At 61.9% G+C, this 17,231-nt stretch carries 14 protein-coding genes; 11 read left to right on the forward strand and 3 right to left on the reverse strand.

Going from position 1 to position 17,231, the window contains the following annotated elements:
* Positions 1–12 precede the first annotated feature (12 nt).
* On the reverse strand, positions 13–2,661 hold the full coding sequence (gene acnA / locus ACFHWW_RS21125; RefSeq protein WP_379940610.1) for an aconitate hydratase AcnA: 2,649 nt from the start codon (positions 2,659–2,661) through the stop codon (positions 13–15).
* A gap of 183 nt (positions 2,662–2,844) precedes the next feature.
* Between acnA and ACFHWW_RS21130 the strand changes: the two genes are divergently transcribed.
* From ACFHWW_RS21130 to ACFHWW_RS21175, 10 genes are all read left to right on the forward strand, one after another.
* Entirely contained in the window at positions 2,845–3,771 is a 927-nt protein-coding gene (locus ACFHWW_RS21130) for a GntR family transcriptional regulator (RefSeq protein ID WP_100670507.1), read from the forward strand.
* A gap of 86 nt (positions 3,772–3,857) precedes the next feature.
* The gene (locus ACFHWW_RS21135; RefSeq protein ID WP_379940612.1) at positions 3,858–4,952 is read left to right on the forward strand and encodes an isocitrate/isopropylmalate dehydrogenase family protein; all 1,095 of its coding nucleotides are present in this window, start codon (positions 3,858–3,860) and stop codon (positions 4,950–4,952) included.
* A 123-nt stretch (positions 4,953–5,075) separates the two neighbouring features.
* A complete protein-coding gene (locus tag ACFHWW_RS21140; RefSeq protein WP_379940614.1) occupies positions 5,076–6,182 on the forward strand; it encodes an ABC transporter substrate-binding protein in 1,107 nt (368 codons plus the stop codon).
* Positions 6,183–6,245: 63 nt separating this feature from the next.
* Positions 6,246–8,006, forward strand: a complete 1,761-nt coding sequence (locus ACFHWW_RS21145) for an iron ABC transporter permease (RefSeq protein WP_100670500.1) — start codon at positions 6,246–6,248, stop codon at positions 8,004–8,006.
* Positions 7,999–9,075: an ABC transporter ATP-binding protein gene (locus tag ACFHWW_RS21150; RefSeq protein WP_324763806.1), complete on the forward strand. Its 1,077-nt coding sequence runs from the start codon at positions 7,999–8,001 to the stop codon at positions 9,073–9,075. Before ACFHWW_RS21145 ends, ACFHWW_RS21150 begins: the two co-directional genes overlap by 8 nt.
* Positions 9,076–9,119: 44 nt before the next feature.
* Complete coding sequence (locus tag ACFHWW_RS21155; protein WP_379940616.1) at positions 9,120–9,779, forward strand: aspartate/glutamate racemase family protein; 660 nt, start codon at positions 9,120–9,122, stop codon at positions 9,777–9,779.
* Between the two features lie 90 nt (positions 9,780–9,869).
* On the forward strand, positions 9,870–11,141 hold the full coding sequence (gene otnK, locus ACFHWW_RS21160; RefSeq protein WP_379940618.1) for a 3-oxo-tetronate kinase: 1,272 nt from the start codon (positions 9,870–9,872) through the stop codon (positions 11,139–11,141).
* Between the two features lie 124 nt (positions 11,142–11,265).
* Complete coding sequence (locus ACFHWW_RS21165) at positions 11,266–12,666, forward strand: NAD-dependent succinate-semialdehyde dehydrogenase (RefSeq protein ID WP_379940621.1); 1,401 nt, start codon at positions 11,266–11,268, stop codon at positions 12,664–12,666.
* An 11-nt stretch (positions 12,667–12,677) separates the two neighbouring features.
* The gene (locus tag ACFHWW_RS21170) at positions 12,678–13,094 is read left to right on the forward strand and encodes a cupin domain-containing protein (RefSeq protein ID WP_379940624.1); all 417 of its coding nucleotides are present in this window, start codon (positions 12,678–12,680) and stop codon (positions 13,092–13,094) included.
* Positions 13,091–13,408, forward strand: a complete 318-nt coding sequence (locus ACFHWW_RS21175) for an antibiotic biosynthesis monooxygenase family protein (protein WP_379940626.1) — start codon at positions 13,091–13,093, stop codon at positions 13,406–13,408. The genes ACFHWW_RS21170 and ACFHWW_RS21175 overlap by 4 nt, the downstream gene beginning before the upstream one ends.
* 61 nt (positions 13,409–13,469) lie before the next feature.
* Here the strand turns inward: ACFHWW_RS21175 and ACFHWW_RS21180 are convergent, their stop codons facing one another.
* Positions 13,470–14,300, reverse strand: a complete 831-nt coding sequence (locus tag ACFHWW_RS21180) for an MBL fold metallo-hydrolase (protein ID WP_379940628.1) — start codon at positions 14,298–14,300, stop codon at positions 13,470–13,472.
* Between the two features lie 229 nt (positions 14,301–14,529).
* On the opposite strand from ACFHWW_RS21180, the gene ACFHWW_RS21185 reads away from it, so the two are divergent.
* Positions 14,530–15,732 (forward strand): DUF3095 domain-containing protein, encoded by a 1,203-nt coding sequence (locus tag ACFHWW_RS21185; RefSeq protein ID WP_379940630.1) that lies wholly within the window; start codon positions 14,530–14,532, stop codon positions 15,730–15,732.
* Here ACFHWW_RS21185 and ACFHWW_RS21190 read toward each other — a convergent pair.
* Positions 15,722–17,059, reverse strand: coding sequence for a nucleotide sugar dehydrogenase (locus ACFHWW_RS21190; RefSeq protein WP_379940633.1), 1,338 nt, complete (start codon positions 17,057–17,059; stop codon positions 15,722–15,724). The genes ACFHWW_RS21185 and ACFHWW_RS21190 overlap by 11 nt on opposite strands.
* Positions 17,060–17,231: the final 172 nt, after the last annotated feature.

Genomic DNA, 17,231 nt, shown 5'->3' on the forward strand with positions numbered 1-17,231 from the left:
GCCCGATGGCATCTATTTACTTCCTTCCTTAGTAAATGCGCCGCCCGGTATGGGGCGAACGAAATCGGGCGTCTTGGGTACCACCAGTTCCGCCAGGTGGCGGTCAAGAATGAGGGGAATCATCCCGCCAGCGACAAGCGTTTCAACCTCCTGCTCCGTCTCCACCGCGGCGCGCGCCGTCAATGTCTTGGCTGCGCCAGAGGCGCTCAGCAAGACCAGCCTGATACCGCAGCGCGCTTCTATGTGCCTGGCGTCAACTTCGATGAGGTCCAGTGCCGAAAGTGAGGGAATTGTGTTCTCGATGACGATGGGCAGGATTCCCATGCCGATCAGGTTCGTGCGGTGGATGCGCTCGAAACTTCTGGCGATGACGGCGCGCACCCCAAGCAGCGCAAGGCCCTTGGCTGCCCAGTCGCGCGAAGAACCGGCGCCATATCGCTCACCGGCTACGATCACGACGGAGCGCCCTTCCTGCCGGTAGCGTTCGGCCACCTCCCATAGCGGGCCTTCATCCATGGTAGGGGCATACACGGTTCTTGAGGCCGGTCGCCCGTCAAGCAGGAGGTTGGACGCCGTGGGATTGTCGAAGAGACCGCGGACCATGGTCGCCCAGTTCCCGCGTCTGGCCGCATAGACGTTGAGGTCGTTTGGCGGATCGCCGGCCGCAACGAGATGGCGTCCGGCATAACTCTCGGCATCGATCTGGCCGGCGGGCGAGATGTGATCCGTGGTCATGTCGTCGCCCAGCACGAGCAGCGGATGGGCCGTATAGGTTCCGAGCCGATTGGTGTTGCTCGCGACGGCAAAGGGCGGTCGCCGGATATAGGTGGAGATTTCATCCCAGGGAAATGTTGGAGAGGATGGCGCCTCGAGGGCAAGCCATGCATCGTTCTTCGTGGCGTCGTGAAACGCCCGGCCAAAATCCTCGCAATGCGAAAAGTCACGCAAAATGGCATCGATTTCCTCATCGGACGGGAGGAGATTGCGAAGGCAGACGGCGGATCCGTCCGCGGTGTCCGCGACTTTGACATTCAACGGATCCCGACAGAATTTTCCGATCATCGAGAGGGCGACGACATGCGGCGGCGAGGCGAGGAAGCCGAACTGCAGGCTCGGATGCACCCGGCCGGGGAAGTTGCGATTGCCCGAGAGAAGGGCGGCGGCGACAGTGCCATTGGCGATTGCTTCGGCCATGTCCGGCTGGAGCGGCCCCGAATTTCCGATGCAGGTGGTGCATCCATGACCCACGATGTTGAAGCCGGTCGCCTCCAGATCCGTCAGCAGTCCGCTTCTTCTCAGGAAGAGTTCGGCAGACGGCGAGCCCGGCGCTAATGATGTCTTGACCCAGTGAGGCGGCCGCAGACCGAGCCTGTTTGCCTTGCGGGCCACAAGACCAGCGGCAGCTAGCAGACGCTGGTCGGAGGTGTTGGTGCAACTCGTGATGGCCGCGATAGCAATCGCGCCGTCCGGAATCCCGTTGGATATCTCCTCAAACGGCCCGCCGGCTACCGTCTCCAAGGCAGATGCAGCCTCAGTCAGCGCGCATTTGTCCTGCGGGCGCCGCGGCCCGGCAAGAAGGGGACGCACATTGCCGAGATCAAGTTCGACGACCCGACTGTAGCGCGGCTCCGCGTCCGGATCGAACCAGAGCCCCATCGCTCGGGCGACACCTTCAACCATTGAGCCGTGCTCCGCCCTTCGGCCGGTTCGCCGCAGGTACTCGATAGTCTGTCCGTCGATTGGGAAATAGCCGGTCGTCGCACCATATTCGGGCGCCATATTGGCAATGACGGCGCGGTCGCCGCCGGTGAGCGTCGACACCCCTGGCCCGAAGAATTCGACAAACTCTCCCGAGACCTTGTGGCGCCGCAGGAGGTGCGTGACCTCCAGGGCAAGGTCTGTCGAGAGCACGCCGGGGGACAGCCGTCCGGTCAGGCGCACGCCGACGACCTCCGGCAGCCGTAACGTGACCGGAAAACCAAAGAGGACGCTTTCCGCCTCCAGCCCGCCAACGCCCCAGGCGAGAACTCCGATGCCGTTGATCATCGGCGTATGACTGTCAGTGCCGATGAGCGTGTCCGGCGTCGCCCAGGTTTCGTCGTGCCGCTCCTCGAGACGCATGACGGTCGCCAGCTGCTCGAGATTGAGCGTGTGCATGATCCCGGTGCCAGGCGGATGCACCGTAACACCTGGAAGGGCTTGGGTTGCCCATTTCATCAGGCGGTAGCGCTCACTGTTGCGCTCCATTTCGCGTTGCATGTTAAAGGCGCGGGACCGAGGCTGTCCATACATGTCGACGCCGACACTATGATCGACGGATACGTCGACTGGCAGGACCGGCGTGAGGTTCGCCGGGTCGCCGCCGGCTTCGGCGACGGCGTCGCGCATGGCAGCGATATCGACGAGGGAGGGTACGCAGGTCGTGTCGTGCATCAGGACACGCGACGGATGGAAAACGACCTCAGCCTCACTCGCGCCGCTGACAAGCCAGCGCCGCATGGCTTCAATCATGCGGGGCAGGCAGATTGTGTCTTTCCTGGCGACGTTTTCCAGCAGGATTCGATGAACAAACGGCAGCCTGTGGAAGTCCGGGCCGAAGGTGGACGTGAGATCAATCGCTTTAACGACCCCATGGGACGTAGGCACCTCTCGAAAGCACATGTCTCCTCCGGTGTTGATTTTTAATATGCAAAAAACCAAAAAATCAGCCGTGTCAATGTCAACTTGGCCGATTTTTGGTTTTTCAGGCGGCCGGGTATGCAAATTGTTGGCGCGAATCGTTCCCTTTGCGGCTGTCATGGACTAACGTGCGGCGACGTCATCGTTTTCATAGGATTGACCGAGATGCGCTCCAGCCAGTTGGCACAGACCATTGCAAATGAAATCACCCTCCTGGTCACGTCTGGAGAGCTGGCGGTTGGGGATCACCTCAAGACCCAGCAATTGGCAGATCGCTTTGGCGTCTCCCGCTCACCGGTTCGCGAGGCGATGGACATGCTGGCCACGCAAGGTCTCCTCGAGCAGAAGGAAAACAGGGGGTTCTTCGTCAAGGAGGTCACGGACAGCATTGCCGAACGCGTTCGCGACGATGCGGAGCCGTTCGAGGTCGCCAATGACTACCAGCGTCTTGCAGAAGACTGGCTCACCGACCGCATACCGGCCGAAGTCACCGAGCAGATGCTGAGAGAGCGGTACGATCTGACGAAATCGCAGGTCAACGATGTCTTGATGCGCGCGTCACGTGAAGGATGGGCGGAGCGCAAGCAGGGCTACGGCTGGCGCTTCCTGCCGGTCGCCAAAACGCCCGAAGCCTTCGAACAAATCTATCGGTTCCGCATGCTTATCGAGCCTGCGGCGATGCTGGAACCTGAGTTTCGACTCGATCGCAAGATCATCGAGGAGCAACGGCGCATTCAATTGCGAATGCTGGAATCGGATATCGAGCGACTGCCGGCCGAACGGCTTCTCCACAACGGTGCGCTTTTCCATGAAGAGCTGATCAAGATGTCGAACAATCCGTTTTTCCACCTCTCGCTCGTGCGCGTGAACAGAATGCGCCGGTTGCTCGAATATCGTTCGCGGGTCGATCGCAGCCGCACCGTGCGCCAGTGCAGGGAGCACCTCGAAATCCTTGATCTTCTTGAGCGCGGCGAGGTCGTCGAGGCTTCCTATGCGATGCGACGGCACCTGGGTGGCGCGCTTTCGAAGAAGTCGCCCGTAACCTGGTCCTGGTCGCATCAGGCGCATGAAAAAGAACTTCTCGAAAAATAGTGATTGCATTTTCAGATTTAAAAAGCCAATAATCTGCCCGTGACGTTGCGCGGCCGGTCGGCCGTTGCCTCATGGGAGATTGTCAGATGAAAATATTCGTAACGCCGTGTGATGGGATTGGTCCCGAGATCACCGCGGCAACAATGGAGGTCATGAAGGCCACGGACGCGGCGTTCGGTCTCGGCCTCGAATACCACTTTGAGGACACAGGCTTCGCCAGCCTGGAAAAACACGGTTCGACACTCCGGGATGAGACGATCGAGCTTGCCCGCACCTTCGACGGGATCATTCTCGGTCCCCAGTCGCACATGGACTATCCGCCCCGCGACAAGGGCGGCGTGAACGTCTCGGCCGGCTTCCGTGTCAAGCTCGATCTTTACGCCAATGTGCGCCCGGCACGCTCCCGCGCGTTTTTGAACGATGCGAAGGAGATGGACCTCGTGATCATGCGTGAGGCGACCGAAGGCTTCTATCCGGACCGCAACATGTATGCCGGGACGGGCGAATTCATGCCGACGCCGGATGTCGCCCTCTCGGTCCGCAAGATCACCGCGAATGCCTGCGAGCGCATAGCGCGCCAGGCCTTTCTGCTTGCCATGAAGCGCGGCAGGAAGGTCACGGCCGTCCACAAGGCCAATAATTTCATTCTGACGGATGGCCTATTTCTGCAACAGGTGCGCAAGGTCGCCGCCGAATTCCCGGAAGTCAGGCTCAACGACGTCATCATCGATGCCATGGCGGCGCATCTCGTGCGCGACCCGTCGCGCTATGACGTGATCGTCGCAACGAACTTCTATTCTGACATTCTTTCCGACCTCGCGAGCGAGCTTTCCGGCAGCCTCGGCCTGGCCGGTTCCATCAACGCCAACGCCGAGACCGGCCTCGTCTGCGCGCAGGCACAGCACGGCTCGGCGCCCGATATCCAGAACCAGAACATCGCCAACCCGACGTCGCTCATCCTCTCGGCAGCGATGATGCTGAGCTGGCTCGGCGAGCAGCGCGGCCTTCCGCAATTCGAGGCCGCCGGCGCAGAGATCGAGCGAGCCGTGGACGAGGTCCTCGCCAATCCGGCGACGCGCACGCGCGATCTCGGCGGCAACACCAACACAGACACCTTTGGCTCACTCGTGGCCCGGGCTGTCCAAAATCGCGGCGGCGACCGAAAGGCCGTCAATGCCTAAGCGTTTGCACTTTTGATTTTATAAATCCAAAGTGCAAAGTCGGAGGTCGCGAGGGCGCGGAGTGGCCCTCGCGCAAATGCCCGGAGGAGCTTTGGAGCACGGGCGCTATTGGGAGATCAGACTATGAACAGGCAACACACCGTCCGCTCGACAGCTTTCGCCGTCACCGCGGCATTCATGACCGCGTTTGCAGCCACTGCATCCGCACAGGAAGTACCGGCCGGCTATCCGGCAGACTATGCCGACCTCATCGCCAAGGCGAAGGAGGAGGGCACCGTGTCCGTCTACACCTCTACGGACGCTGCCCAGTCGCAAAAACTGCAGGATGGCTTCACCAAGAAATACGGCATCAAGATCGCGTATAACGACCTCGGCACGAACGGCACCTATAACCAGGTGATATCCGAGGCCGCGGCCGGCCAGACGACAGCCGATGTCGTCTGGAGCTCGGCCATGGACCTGCAGATGACGCTGGTTCAGGACGGTTACGGCATGGAATACGCCTCACCGGAGGCGGGCCAGCTGCCGGGTTGGGCAAACTACAAGAACACACTCTACGCCACGACCGTCGAGCCGATCGGCGTGATCTACAACACCAAGGCCCTGTCGGAAGACAAGCTGCCGAAGACCTATGCGGACATGATCACCTTCCTGAAGGAAAACAAGGACATGCTGCAGGGCAAGGTGGCGACCTTCGATCCTGAGAAGAGCGGCTCCGGCTTCCTTCATCATTCCAACGATGCTCGCAACCGCGAGGACTTCTGGGATCTCGCCAGGGCCATGGGCGACGACGGGGCCAAAATCTATTCGAGCTCCGGAGGAATGAAGGAAACGGTCGTTTCCGGCGAAAACATCATCGCCATCAACATCATCGGCTCCTATGCGCTCGACTGGGTCAAGGAAAGCCCGAACCTCGGCGTCCATTTCGCCAGTGACTATACGCCGGCCTTCTCGCGTCTGGCGCTTATCACCAAGGATGCACCGCATTGGAACGCCGCGAAGCTCTTCGTCGACTACATGCTCTCGGCCAAGGGCCAGTCGCTTCTCGCGGAAGGCGGACTTCCCTCGGTCCGCGAGGATGTGACCTCCGGCCTCAACGTCAAGACGCTCAACGAGCGTGTGGGCGGCGGTCTCAAGCCGATTGCGGTCGATGAAGGCGTGCTCGAATACATGGACCAGATGAAACGCGTCCAGTTCTTCAACGACTGGAAGGAAGCGCTCGGTCGCTGATGCTTCGCTCGCCGCGGCGCCATCGGCGCCGCGGCTCCGCCCCCCGTTTGCGAGAGGCAAGGAATGTCTACCCACGCTCAAGCACCGGCCGCAGTCGAGCTTTCAAAGGCCGCAGCCGAAAAGAAATATCCGGCGAGAATGCCCCGCCACGGCAATGCGAGCACCTACAGGCGCGTCGTCATCGGCCTGCTCGCAATCGCGGTGCTGGCGCCGGTCGGCCTGATCATCTACCAGAGCTTCCTGACGGCTGCCTTCTTCAGCCCGCGCGCCAAGTTCGGGTTCGATGCCTATCGCTACGTCTTCTCCGACAAGAATTTCTACAAAGCCCTCGGCACGACGGCGATCTTCTCGTTCGGGATGGTCGCAATCGCGGTACCACTCGGCGGCCTGTTGGCCTTTCTGATCACGAGAACCGACGTGAGGGCCAAGCGCCTCCTTGAGGTCCTCGTTCTCGTGCCGATGTTCATCTCGTCCATCGTGCTCGCCTTCGGCTACACCGTCTCGGTCGGTCCGACGGGCTTCGTCTCCCTCTTCGTCCGCGACATCATCGGCGTTGTTCCCTGGAACATTTACAGCCTGCCGGGCATGATCCTGATCGCTGGCCTCAGCCACGTGCCGCACGTCTATCTTTACGTGTCCTCGGCCATGCGCAATCTGCCGTCCGACCTCGAGGAAGCTGCGCGCACGACCGGCGCATCGATATGGCAGGTCTCGCGTGACGTGACCCTGCCCATGGTTCTGCCGGCTCTGATCTTTGCTGCCGCGCTCAACATCCTGCTTGGCTTCGAGACCTTCGGCATTCCGCTTGTGCTCGGGGATCCCAACGGCATCATGGTGCTGACCACGTATATCTACAAACTGACGACGCTGTTCGGTACGCCAACCTACCAGCTTATGGCAGTGGTCGCCGTCGTCCTGGTCCTGATCACACTTCCGCTCGTATGGATGCAGCGCAAGCTTTTGCGCAATGCCCGCAAATATGCGGCGATGGGCGGAAAGGGTGCGCGTGTCTCTACCCTCAAGCTAGGCAACAGCGGCCAGATCATCGCTCTCTCGATCATCGGCCTGTGGCTCTTCGTGTCGGTTGTCCTGCCGATCGGCGGAATTACCGTGCGCGCCTTTGTCGACGCCTGGGGAGAGGGGGTCAACCTGTGGTCCCAGCTCACCTTCTCGAACTTCAGCCGCATGCTGGAAGTGCCGAGCCTCTATAACGGTATCATCAACACGATTGTGCTTTCGGTGGTCGGCGGTGCCGTGGCAGTCGCAATCTACCTAGCCGTCGGCCTCGCCGGTCACCGCAACTGGGGCATGTCGAACACGGTGCTGGACTACATCGTGTTGCTGCCCCGCGCGCTTCCGGGCCTGGTGGTCGGTCTCGCCTTCTTCTGGGTTTTCCTGTTCGTGCCCTTGTTGACGCCCTTGCGGCCGACACTCGTCAGCCTCTTTGTCGCCTATCTCGTCGTCGGCCTCTCCTACGGTCTGCGCCTGCTGCAGGGCACGCTGATCCAGGTGGCTCCGGAACTCGAGGAATCGGCGCGCACGACCGGCGCGACAATCGGCCGGACATGGAAGGACGTGGTTATTCCAATCGTCCGTCCGGGCCTCGCCGGCGCCTGGGCGCTGATCATGATCATCTTCCTTCGCGAATATGCGACGGGCGTCTATCTCATGGGCGCAGGCACTGAAGTGATCGGCTCGCTGATGGTCTCGCTTCTGCAGACCGGCGCGATGAACACGATCGCCGCGCTCGCCCTCATCAGCATCGTATTGACGGGCGCAGGCCTCGCACTCGCCCTCCGTTTGGGAGCAAAAATCCATGACTGAACTCGTTGTCAGCAATGTCCAGAAATGGCTCGGCGGCCTGCAGATCCTCAAAGGCGCCTCCTTTACCGCACAGCGGGGGTCGATCGTCGCTCTTCTCGGAGCCTCCGGCAGCGGCAAGACCACGCTTCTGCGCTGCGTCGCGGGGCTCGAGCAGCCGGAAGTCGGCCAGATCGTGATCGGGGGGAAAACGGTCCTCGACGGCGAGAACAAGCTGGCCTTGCCGCCGGAACAGCGCAATATCGGCCTCGTCTTCCAGTCCTACGCGCTATGGCCGCATCGGACCGTCAAGGAGAATGTCGGCTACGGCCTCAAACTCCGGGGCGTCGCGCCGGCGGATCTCGAAAGGCGCGTTCAGGCGATCCTGGAGCGCATGGGTCTCGGGCATCTCGCCGATCGCTTTCCCTCGCAGCTTTCCGGCGGGCAGCAGCAGCGTGTCGCGATCTGCCGCGCGCTCGTCTACGAACCGCGCGTTCTGCTGCTCGACGAGCCGCTCTCGAACCTCGATGCGAAGCTGCGCGAGGAGGCGCGTTACTGGATCCGCAAGCTCATCCTCGATCTCGAGATCTGCGCCATCCTCGTCACCCACGACCAGAGCGAGGCGCTGGCTGCCGCCGACAATATTCTCCTGCTGCAGGACGGGCGCATCGTCCAGCAAGGCGGACCGCAGGAGATCTATTCCAACCCGAACAGCTTCTATTCGGCCGATTTCCTTGGCGCCAACAATATCGTCAAGGCAAAGGTGAAGACGGTTGAAGGCAGGGCGACGGTCATCGGCGGCGACAACTGGAGCCTCGACGGAACGGTGCGCGAAGCGTCGGGCTTGTCGGCATCGCAAGACGCGCGCGCGGTGATACGTGTCGAACAGATCAGCGTCAGCGACCAGCCGGATGCCAATGCGCTCGAGATGAACCTCGACGACAGCATCTATCTCGGAGACAGGTGGGAATACCGTCTGCGCCGCGGCGATTTTGTTGCCAAGGCACATGGCGCCAAGCAGCTGTCTTCCGGGACGGTCTGGGCACGCATTCCACCCGAAAGTGTCTGGGTGTTTTCGGCGGGCCAGCAGTAGCAGGCCCGAAGCGGCGGCCGCCACCTCTTTTCCAGGATCGACAAATGACGACACAGCCGAGAATCGCGCTCATTCACGCGACACCGATTGCCATGGATCCGATCAAGGCGGCCTTCGACAAGGCCTGGCCGGACGCCGAGTGGGTGAACATTCTCGAGGACAGCCTTTCCCCTGACAGGGCGAGGGACGGGGCCTTAACCGAGCAGATGACGGATCGCATCGTAGCATTGGCCAGATATGCGCGCATGATCGGCAGCGATGCGGTCCTGTTCACCTGTTCGTCCTTCGGCACCGCCATCGAACGGGCTGCATCAACGCTTGATATCCCCGTCCTCAAGCCGAACGAGGCGATGTTCGAGACCGCCATCCGCAAGGGCGGGCGAACGGCAATGCTCTACACGTTTCCGCCCGCGAGGGAGGGAATGGAAGCCGAATTCCGCGAGGAGGCCGCCCGTGTGGACCCGTCCGCCGAAATTGAAAGCTTCCTCGTCGAGGGCGCGATCGGAGCCGTGAGGGCCGGTGACGAGGCGACGCACAACCGGCTGGTGGCGGAGGCCGCTGCCAGGCTTGAGGGCTTTGACGCGATCACGCTTGCGCATTTCTCGACGGCGCGGGCGTTTCAGGCGGTGCAGGCGGTCACGACCATTCCCGTGCTGAACAGCCCCGACGCCGCCGTTGCCAAGCTTCGCCGTTTGCTCGGCTAGGTCGCGAACGCGTGTCATCGAGGAGCGGCTGGCTTCGAGCGCAGCGTCATTGTCAGCCCTTCGTCGTAGAACTGAAAGAGAGTAGAACCGATGCTTCTCGGGGTCATTGCGGACGATTTCACCGGGGCGAGCGACATCGCCAACACGATCGCGAAGGGCCTGCCGGGGCAGGGCGGCCTTCGCACCGTGCAATGTCTAGGTGTTCCGAGCGCTGCGGCCGACGCGAAGGTCGAGGCGGGCGTGATTGCGCTGAAGAGCCGCTCCATCGATGCGGCCGTAGCCGTCGAGCAATCGCTGGAAGCGCTGAGATGGCTGCTCGATCAGGGCTGCGAACAGATCGTCTTCAAATATTGCTCGACGTTCGATTCCACGCCGGCCGGAAACATCGGTCCGGTCGCGGAGGCGCTCGCCGACGCGCTTGCCGTGAAGGGTGTCGTCGTCTGCCCGGCATTCCCAGGGGCCGGACGCACGTTATATCAGGGGCATATCTTTGTAAAAGATCGTCTTCTTGACGAGTCTGGTCTGGAGAAGCACCCGCTCAATCCAATGACCGATGCCGATATCCGCCGTTGGCTACGGCTGCAGACGACCTCGGATGTCGGACATGTCGACATTGCCACCGTCCGCAGCGGGACTTCGGCGATCGAGGCCGTCTTGCGCAGGCATGGCGATGACAACCATGCTCTCGTAGTCGTCGATGCGATCACCGATGACGACCTCGTCGTGATCGGCAAGGCTGTCGCCGATCATCGCCTTGTCACGGGAGGCTCCGGAATTGCGATCGGGCTGCCGGCAAATTTTATCGCCCGCGGGTTAGCCAAGGGACAGAGTTCGGTGAGCTTCGGCGTCGATGGTCCGGAGGCCATTCTTGCCGGCAGCTGTTCCGGCGCGACCCGGGAACAGGTGGACCACCATCGGAATTCTTATCCGACGCTTGCCATCGATGTTGCCGGCGTCATGAATGGAACGGTGACGACGGTCGACCTGACTTCGTTCCTGCTTGCCAACCGGGGAAAGGCACCACTCGTCTATTCCTCGGGCACCCCTGACGAGGTTCAGGCGATCCAGGCGCGCTTTGGCCGGGAAAAGGTCGCCGAAGCCCTCGACAATCTCTTTGCTGAGACGGCACGGGAACTGATTGGCGCGGGCATACGCCGGCTGGTCGTTGCCGGCGGGGAAACATCGGGCGCGGTGGTTTCGGCGCTCGATCTTGGTACGCTGACAATCGGGTCTGAGATCGACCCGGGGGTCCCGGTCCTTCTGTCGAAAGGAGATGAACCGGTGGCGCTCGCGCTGAAGTCAGGGAACTTCGGCGCCCCGGATTTTTTCACAAAGGCCTTGGAGAGGCTTGCAGGACGATGAGTGCAGAAAACAAGCTCCGCGAGGACATCGTGGACGGCGTGCTTGCGAGCAGCCGCGACCTGCGTTGACGACGTGCAAGGCCACGCAAGGCTTTACTCAATCAAGAAGAATGAAGGAGATGGCGATGATCGTCACGACCAATCCGGCCACCGGCGAGGAACTTGCCCGCTACGAACTCCATGACGATGCCTTTGTCGATGCAGCGCTTTCGGCCGCCGCAAAGACGCAAAAGGCGTGGCGCAAGAAGCCTGTCCAAGAGCGGGTTCGACTGCTTGGCGCCATGGCCGGAGTGCTGCGTGCCGGCAAGTCGCGCTATGCTGAGATGATCACGCGCGAGATGGGCAAGCCGATCGTCGAGGCTGAGGCGGAAATCGAAAAATGTGCCTACAACTGCGACTTCTATGCCGAGCACGCGGCGCAATACCTCGCCGACGAAACGGTCGCCTCGAATGCGTCCGAAAGCGCCGTCGTCTTCGAGCCGCTTGGTGTTGTCCTCGCCATCATGCCCTGGAACTATCCCTTCTGGCAGTTTTTTCGTTTTGCAGCGCCGGCTTTCGCCGCGGGGAACGGTGCCGTACTGAAGCACGCGAACAATGTGCCGGAATGTGCACTCGCCATCGAGGAAATCATGCGCGAGGCAGGTTGCCCGGAGGGCCTCTTTGCCACCCTGCTGATCGAGCCGGCCAAAGTGGCCGGCATCATTGCGGACGACAGGATCGCAGCTGTCACGCTGACGGGCTCCACCGAAGTGGGCGCCATCGTTGCGTCGCAGGCCGGCAACGCGCTGAAAAAGCAGGTGCTGGAACTCGGTGGCTCCGACCCCTTCATCGTGCTTGCCGACGCCGATCTCGAAGAGGCGACAAACGTCGCGGTCAAGGCGCGCTACATCAATGTCGGGCAGTCCTGTGTCAACGCCAAGCGCTTCATCGTCGAAGAAGCGATCGCCGACCGTTTCGTCGAGCTCTTCTGCGAGAAAGCCGCGCAACTGAAGTTGGGCGATCCCATGGAGCGCGATACCGGTATCGGTCCGATGGCACGGGAAAACCTGATGAGCAGCCTGCACGCACAGGTCGAAAAGACAATTGCGGCGGGCGCTGAATGCAGGCTCGGCGGCGCGCCGCTGAACCGGCCAGGCTATTTTTATCCGCCGACCGTGCTCGATCATGTGCGCCCGGAGATGGCCGCCTTCTGCGAGGAGACCTTTGGACCGGTCGCGGCCATCGTCCGCGTCAGAGATGCCGAAGAAGCGGTTCGGCTGGCCAATCAGACCGAATATGGTCTCGGCTCGGCGATCTGGACCGCAGATGTAGAGCGTGCACGCCGGCTCGCGCGCGAGATCGACGCGGGCGCTGTCTTCATCAACGGCATGGTCGCCTCCGACCCCCGATACCCCTTCGGCGGGATCAAGCGTTCAGGCTACGGCCGCGAGCTCGGTGTCTACGGCATCCGCGAGTTCGTCAACATCAAGACCGTCTGGATCGGCCCGGCCAACGCAGCCCAGCCTGTCGCCAAGGCGCCGGAATAAGGAGAACCCAGATGACCCAGCCAGCAATCCTTCGCCCAAAGGAGCTCAAGAGCAATGATCGTGGCAACGGCGCCCGCACGACGCCGCTCGTGACGCGCAAATGCGGCTCGACCACCATGATCAACGGCATCACCGCTTTCGACCCTAGCGCCGCGATCGGTCTTCACAAACATAATTGCGAAGAGAGCGTGATGGTCCTCGACGGGCAGGCCATTGCCGAAATCGACGGGGTCCGATACCCGCTCGGACCCAACGACACGACCTGGATCCCGGCAAACGTTCCCCATCGCTTCATCAATGCGTCTGAGACCGAGCCAATGCGCATTTTCTGGATCTATGCCTCCATAGATGCGACCCGGACCATGATCGCTACCGGAGAGGAGCGTCCGATCGATGCGGAACACCATCAGCAGGGAGCGAAATCATGATCGTTGAAGTCGCGGAGATTTCCGTCAAACCCGGCAGCGAGGCGCAATTCGAAGCGGGCGTGTCACGAGCGGCGCCCCTGTTTCTGAGGGCGAAAGGCTGCCACGGCGTGGCGCTGCACCGGGTCGTCGAGACGCCGCATCTTTATCGTCTGCTGGTCAAATGGGAGACGGTCGACGATCACATGGTCGGCTTCCGCAATTCTGATGATTTCCAGGAGTGGCGGCGTCTCGTCGGCCCATATTTCGACGGCGCGCCAAAGGTGACCCATTCCGAAGGAGTGGCTTTGCTCAGAAAGGGCGGGCAGGAGCGCTGACGCCTGGGTTGTGACCGGCGCGAATCAGCCGAGCATTCCAGCAGTAACCGTGTCGCAGATCTTATAGATCGATGACCTGACGGTCGCACGCGGCAAAGGCACCCGAGAAGAAAGCCTGGACTTCCTGTTCCATGGCGGCGAGTGCGGCGTCGGTGCGCGACGGATCGTGGTGGAACATGGCGAGGCGCGTGACGCCTGCGGCTTTGGCGAGCTTTGATCCATGCATCCCGGTCGAGTGTCCGTAGCCGCGAAAGGTCGGCATCTCGCTTTCCAGATAGGTGCAGTCATAGATCATCAGATCGGCTCCGGCGATGAATTCGAGGAGTGCGGGGTCGAGAATCCCGGGTTCGTGTTCCGTGTCGTAGACGAGCGCGACCGCCCGTCCGCCCCATTCGATACGGTAGCCGACACATCCCCCGGGATGCACGAGGCTCATGGTGCGAATGGAAATTTCTTCTCGCGGCGATAGTGTTTCACCCGGACGGAAATCGACGGTGTCGAGGCTCGCCTGGCAGATGCCCGTTCCGACCGGGAACCATGGCGGTCTCATGAACTCGTTGATCATTTCGGCCGTGGACATCGTGCCGTGGAGATGGCCGGACCAGAAGCGGACGGCGGAGCTGCAGCGGTAGATCGGCTTGAAATAGGGCAGGCCGATGATGTGATCGTAATGGGTGTGGGTGAAAAAAACGTCGAACTCGGCGATACCTTCGGACATCAGCGACAGCCCGGCCTCGCGCAGGCCCGAGCCCGCGTCGAATAACAACACCTCTTTGCCGCAGCGAATTTCGATGCAGGGCGTATTTCCTCCGTAGTGCAGGAACTGCTCGCCGGAAACCGGCAAGCTGCCTCTTACGCCCCAAAACTTCACTCGAAATGTATCGTCCTGCATTCCGTTCCGGCTTTATCCTGCCTGCCGTGGCATTTTGCCCGGGCGTAGTGATTAGACAAGCACAAATCATGAGGGTCCTGCAATGCCATTGGCGCCGTCGCGCACGCATTGCATGGCGAGAAGAGAAATCTATCCATCGAAGCGAAGGTGCTTTATCCGTCGTAATCGGCTGAAAATCGCTCTAGCCTGGAAATCAGCAACAGATGTCGCCTCTAGGAGTTTGGCAACGATGGTGCAGCCGGCCGACAGGGAATTTTATGCGGGCCTTCCTCTTTTCGAGGCATTCGAAGGGGTCGCCGACGAGGCCAACTACCGGCCCTTGCCCGACGGCTGGTGGCTCGCCGTTGCCGATATCGTTAATTCGACGGGAGCGATCGCCGAAGGGCGATACAAGAGCGTGAACATGGCGGGCGCGAGCGTCATCTCGGCGCTCATGAACGGGCTCGACGAGAAAAACCTCGCATTCGTCTTCGGTGGCGACGGGGCGCTCGCTGCCGTGCCCGGAACGCTGGCGGCAAAAGCGAGGGACGTGCTCGCCGCGGCCAAGACATGGGTGGCGGAGGAACTGGGCCTTGAGCTTCGCGCCGCAATCGTCCCGGTATCCGACGTGCGCGCCAGCGGGTTCGACATGCGTGTCGCCCGCTTCAAGGCCAGCGAGGAGGTCTCCTACGCCATGTTTTCCGGCGGTGGTGCCAGTTGGGCGGAAGCGGAAATGAAGGCGGGCCGCTACCAGATCGAGGCCGCGCCGCCCGGCACGAGACCCGACCTGACAGGATTGTCATGCCGCTGGAATCCGATCGTCTCGCACCACGGAGCGATCGTCTCCATTATCGCGGTGCCGGGGGAGCGGGGCATCGGTCCGGAATACCAGGCGCTGATCGGCGACATCGTGTCCCTGGCCGAGGGGGAGGAGCGAGGCGGGCACCCGGTACCGGAAAAAGGACCCGAGCCGCACCTTTCCGTGCGCGGCATTACGGTGGAATCGCGCGCCGTCGCGCCGAGCGGCCGGCGCTTCCTCGCCTGGTCCTTCGTTGCGGCGCAGAGCCTTGCACTGTTTCTCTGTTTCAGGCTCGGCATCAATTTCGGACCGTTCGACGTCAAGCGATACGCGCGCGACCTCGCCAGCAATTCGGACTTCCGCAAGTTCGACGACGCGCTGAAGATGACGATCGACGTCAGTCTCGATCGGCTGCGCCGTATCGAGGAACGGCTGAAGCAGGGAGCGGCGGCGGGCATATGCCGCTACGGGCTGCACCGGCAGGATTCGGCGCTGATGACGTGCATCGTTCCGAGCCCGATGAGCAGGGACCACATGCACTTCATCGACGGTGCGGCCGGCGGCTACGCGGTGGCCGCCCGGAACCTGAAGGCCGGTCTTGCCGAAGCGGACCTGTCGAGCACCGGGGATACTCCCCCCGCGGTCAAGCCTTGACGATGTGCTCGGCAGCAAGGCCGTGGCGCGCGAAGACGTTGCGCGTGTCGACGATCAGCGGCGACCAGTCGGCAAGCGCGGCATAGTCGAGAGCGTCGTGGTCGGTCGCGATAAGCACGGCATCGAAGCCGCGAACCGTCGCTTCGTCGAAGACGATCGACCGCCGGCCCTTCAAGGCCATGTGTTCTCGGGTCGAGGGAATTTCATCCACATGGGGGTCGTAGAAGGCGGCCTTGCCGCCACGCTCCTCGATGAGTTCTATCAGCTTCAGGGAGGGGCTTTCACGAATATCCGGAACATTCTTCTTGTAGGCAAGGCCGATGACGAGGACCGTAGAGCGGCTGAGCGCTTTTCCCTCCCGCCGGTCGAGCGCCTCGGCGAGCCTCGCCACAACGTGACGGGGCATTGCCGAATTGATCTCGCCGGCGAGCTCGATGAAGCGCGTCGGCAGCTCGTACTCTCGGGATTTCCATGTCAGATAAAAAGGATCGATGGGAATGCAGTGGCCGCCGAGCCCGGGTCCCGGATAGAAGGGCATGTAGCCGAAGGGCTTCGTCTTGGCGGCATCGATCACCTCCCAGACATCGATGCCCATCGCCTCGTAGACGACCTTTAGTTCGTTCACGAGGGCGATGTTGACGGCGCGGAAGATATTCTCGGTCAGTTTCACCGCCTCTGCGGTCGCGTTGGACGAGACCGGAACCACCGTCGTGACCACGGCGGCATAGAACCGCTCCATCAGCGCTGCGGCCGTTGGGCCGTCTCCGGCCACGACCTTGGGGATGCTCGTGGTCTCGTAAGCGCGATTGCCCGGGTCTTCCCGCTCCGGCGAGAATCCGATGAAGAAGTCGGCGCCGGACTTGAGCCCCGTTTCCTCCAGGATGGAGCGCACGATACCGTCGGTGGTGCCGGGATAGGTGGTCGACTCCAGAACGACGAGCTGACCCGGCCGCAAGCGGTCAGCGATCTCGCGCGACGTATTCTCCACGAAGGAGAGGTCGGGATCGCGGTGCCTGGTGAGCGGCGTCGGCACGCAGATGATGATGACGTCGCAAAGGCCAAGGTCCGAAAAGTCGGTCGTGGAGCGGAACCGCCCGGCGCCGGCTTCACGGGTAAGCGCCGCGTCCGAAACCGCTTCGATATAGGAGCTCCCGGCGTCGAGCGCGACGATCTTGCCCGGGTCTATGTCGAAACCGGTGACATGGAAGCCGGAGCGCGCGATTGCAACGGCAAGCGGCAGGCCGACATAGCCGAGGCCGATCACACCGACGCGGGCGGTGCGGCGGGAGATCGATTCGAGCAGCCTGTCGTGATGCGGAGAGGTCAAGATTGGCTTCCAGTTCTGTTGCCGGGAGGGCCGCTTCAGCGATCCGGCTGCGGAGCCCGGTGCCGTTTTGTTGGCGGGAAAGCCACCGCAAGTCAAGCGCGGCGCGCCGTCAGCGAAGCCGCACGTCTCAAGGCCTGCGTCGTTTTGTCTGGCCCGGGCAGGCGCGCGGTCG

Source organism: Sinorhizobium sp. P24N7 (assembly GCF_042436655.1).
In the GTDB taxonomy this organism is placed as follows: domain Bacteria; phylum Pseudomonadota; class Alphaproteobacteria; order Rhizobiales; family Rhizobiaceae; genus Sinorhizobium; species Sinorhizobium meliloti_A.

Coding starts and splice junctions, on each gene's coding strand:
- acnA (WP_379940610.1), bottom strand. CDS start 2,661: ATGTGCTTTCGAGAGGTGCCTACGTCCCATGGGGTCGTTAAAGCGATT.
- ACFHWW_RS21130 (WP_100670507.1), top strand. CDS start 2,845: ATGCGCTCCAGCCAGTTGGCACAGACCATTGCAAATGAAATCACCCTC.
- ACFHWW_RS21135 (WP_379940612.1), top strand. CDS start 3,858: ATGAAAATATTCGTAACGCCGTGTGATGGGATTGGTCCCGAGATCACC.
- ACFHWW_RS21140 (WP_379940614.1), top strand. CDS start 5,076: ATGAACAGGCAACACACCGTCCGCTCGACAGCTTTCGCCGTCACCGCG.
- ACFHWW_RS21145 (WP_100670500.1), top strand. CDS start 6,246: ATGTCTACCCACGCTCAAGCACCGGCCGCAGTCGAGCTTTCAAAGGCC.
- ACFHWW_RS21150 (WP_324763806.1), top strand. CDS start 7,999: ATGACTGAACTCGTTGTCAGCAATGTCCAGAAATGGCTCGGCGGCCTG.
- ACFHWW_RS21155 (WP_379940616.1), top strand. CDS start 9,120: ATGACGACACAGCCGAGAATCGCGCTCATTCACGCGACACCGATTGCC.
- otnK (WP_379940618.1), top strand. CDS start 9,870: ATGCTTCTCGGGGTCATTGCGGACGATTTCACCGGGGCGAGCGACATC.
- ACFHWW_RS21165 (WP_379940621.1), top strand. CDS start 11,266: ATGATCGTCACGACCAATCCGGCCACCGGCGAGGAACTTGCCCGCTAC.
- ACFHWW_RS21170 (WP_379940624.1), top strand. CDS start 12,678: ATGACCCAGCCAGCAATCCTTCGCCCAAAGGAGCTCAAGAGCAATGAT.
- ACFHWW_RS21175 (WP_379940626.1), top strand. CDS start 13,091: ATGATCGTTGAAGTCGCGGAGATTTCCGTCAAACCCGGCAGCGAGGCG.
- ACFHWW_RS21180 (WP_379940628.1), bottom strand. CDS start 14,300: ATGCAGGACGATACATTTCGAGTGAAGTTTTGGGGCGTAAGAGGCAGC.
- ACFHWW_RS21185 (WP_379940630.1), top strand. CDS start 14,530: ATGGTGCAGCCGGCCGACAGGGAATTTTATGCGGGCCTTCCTCTTTTC.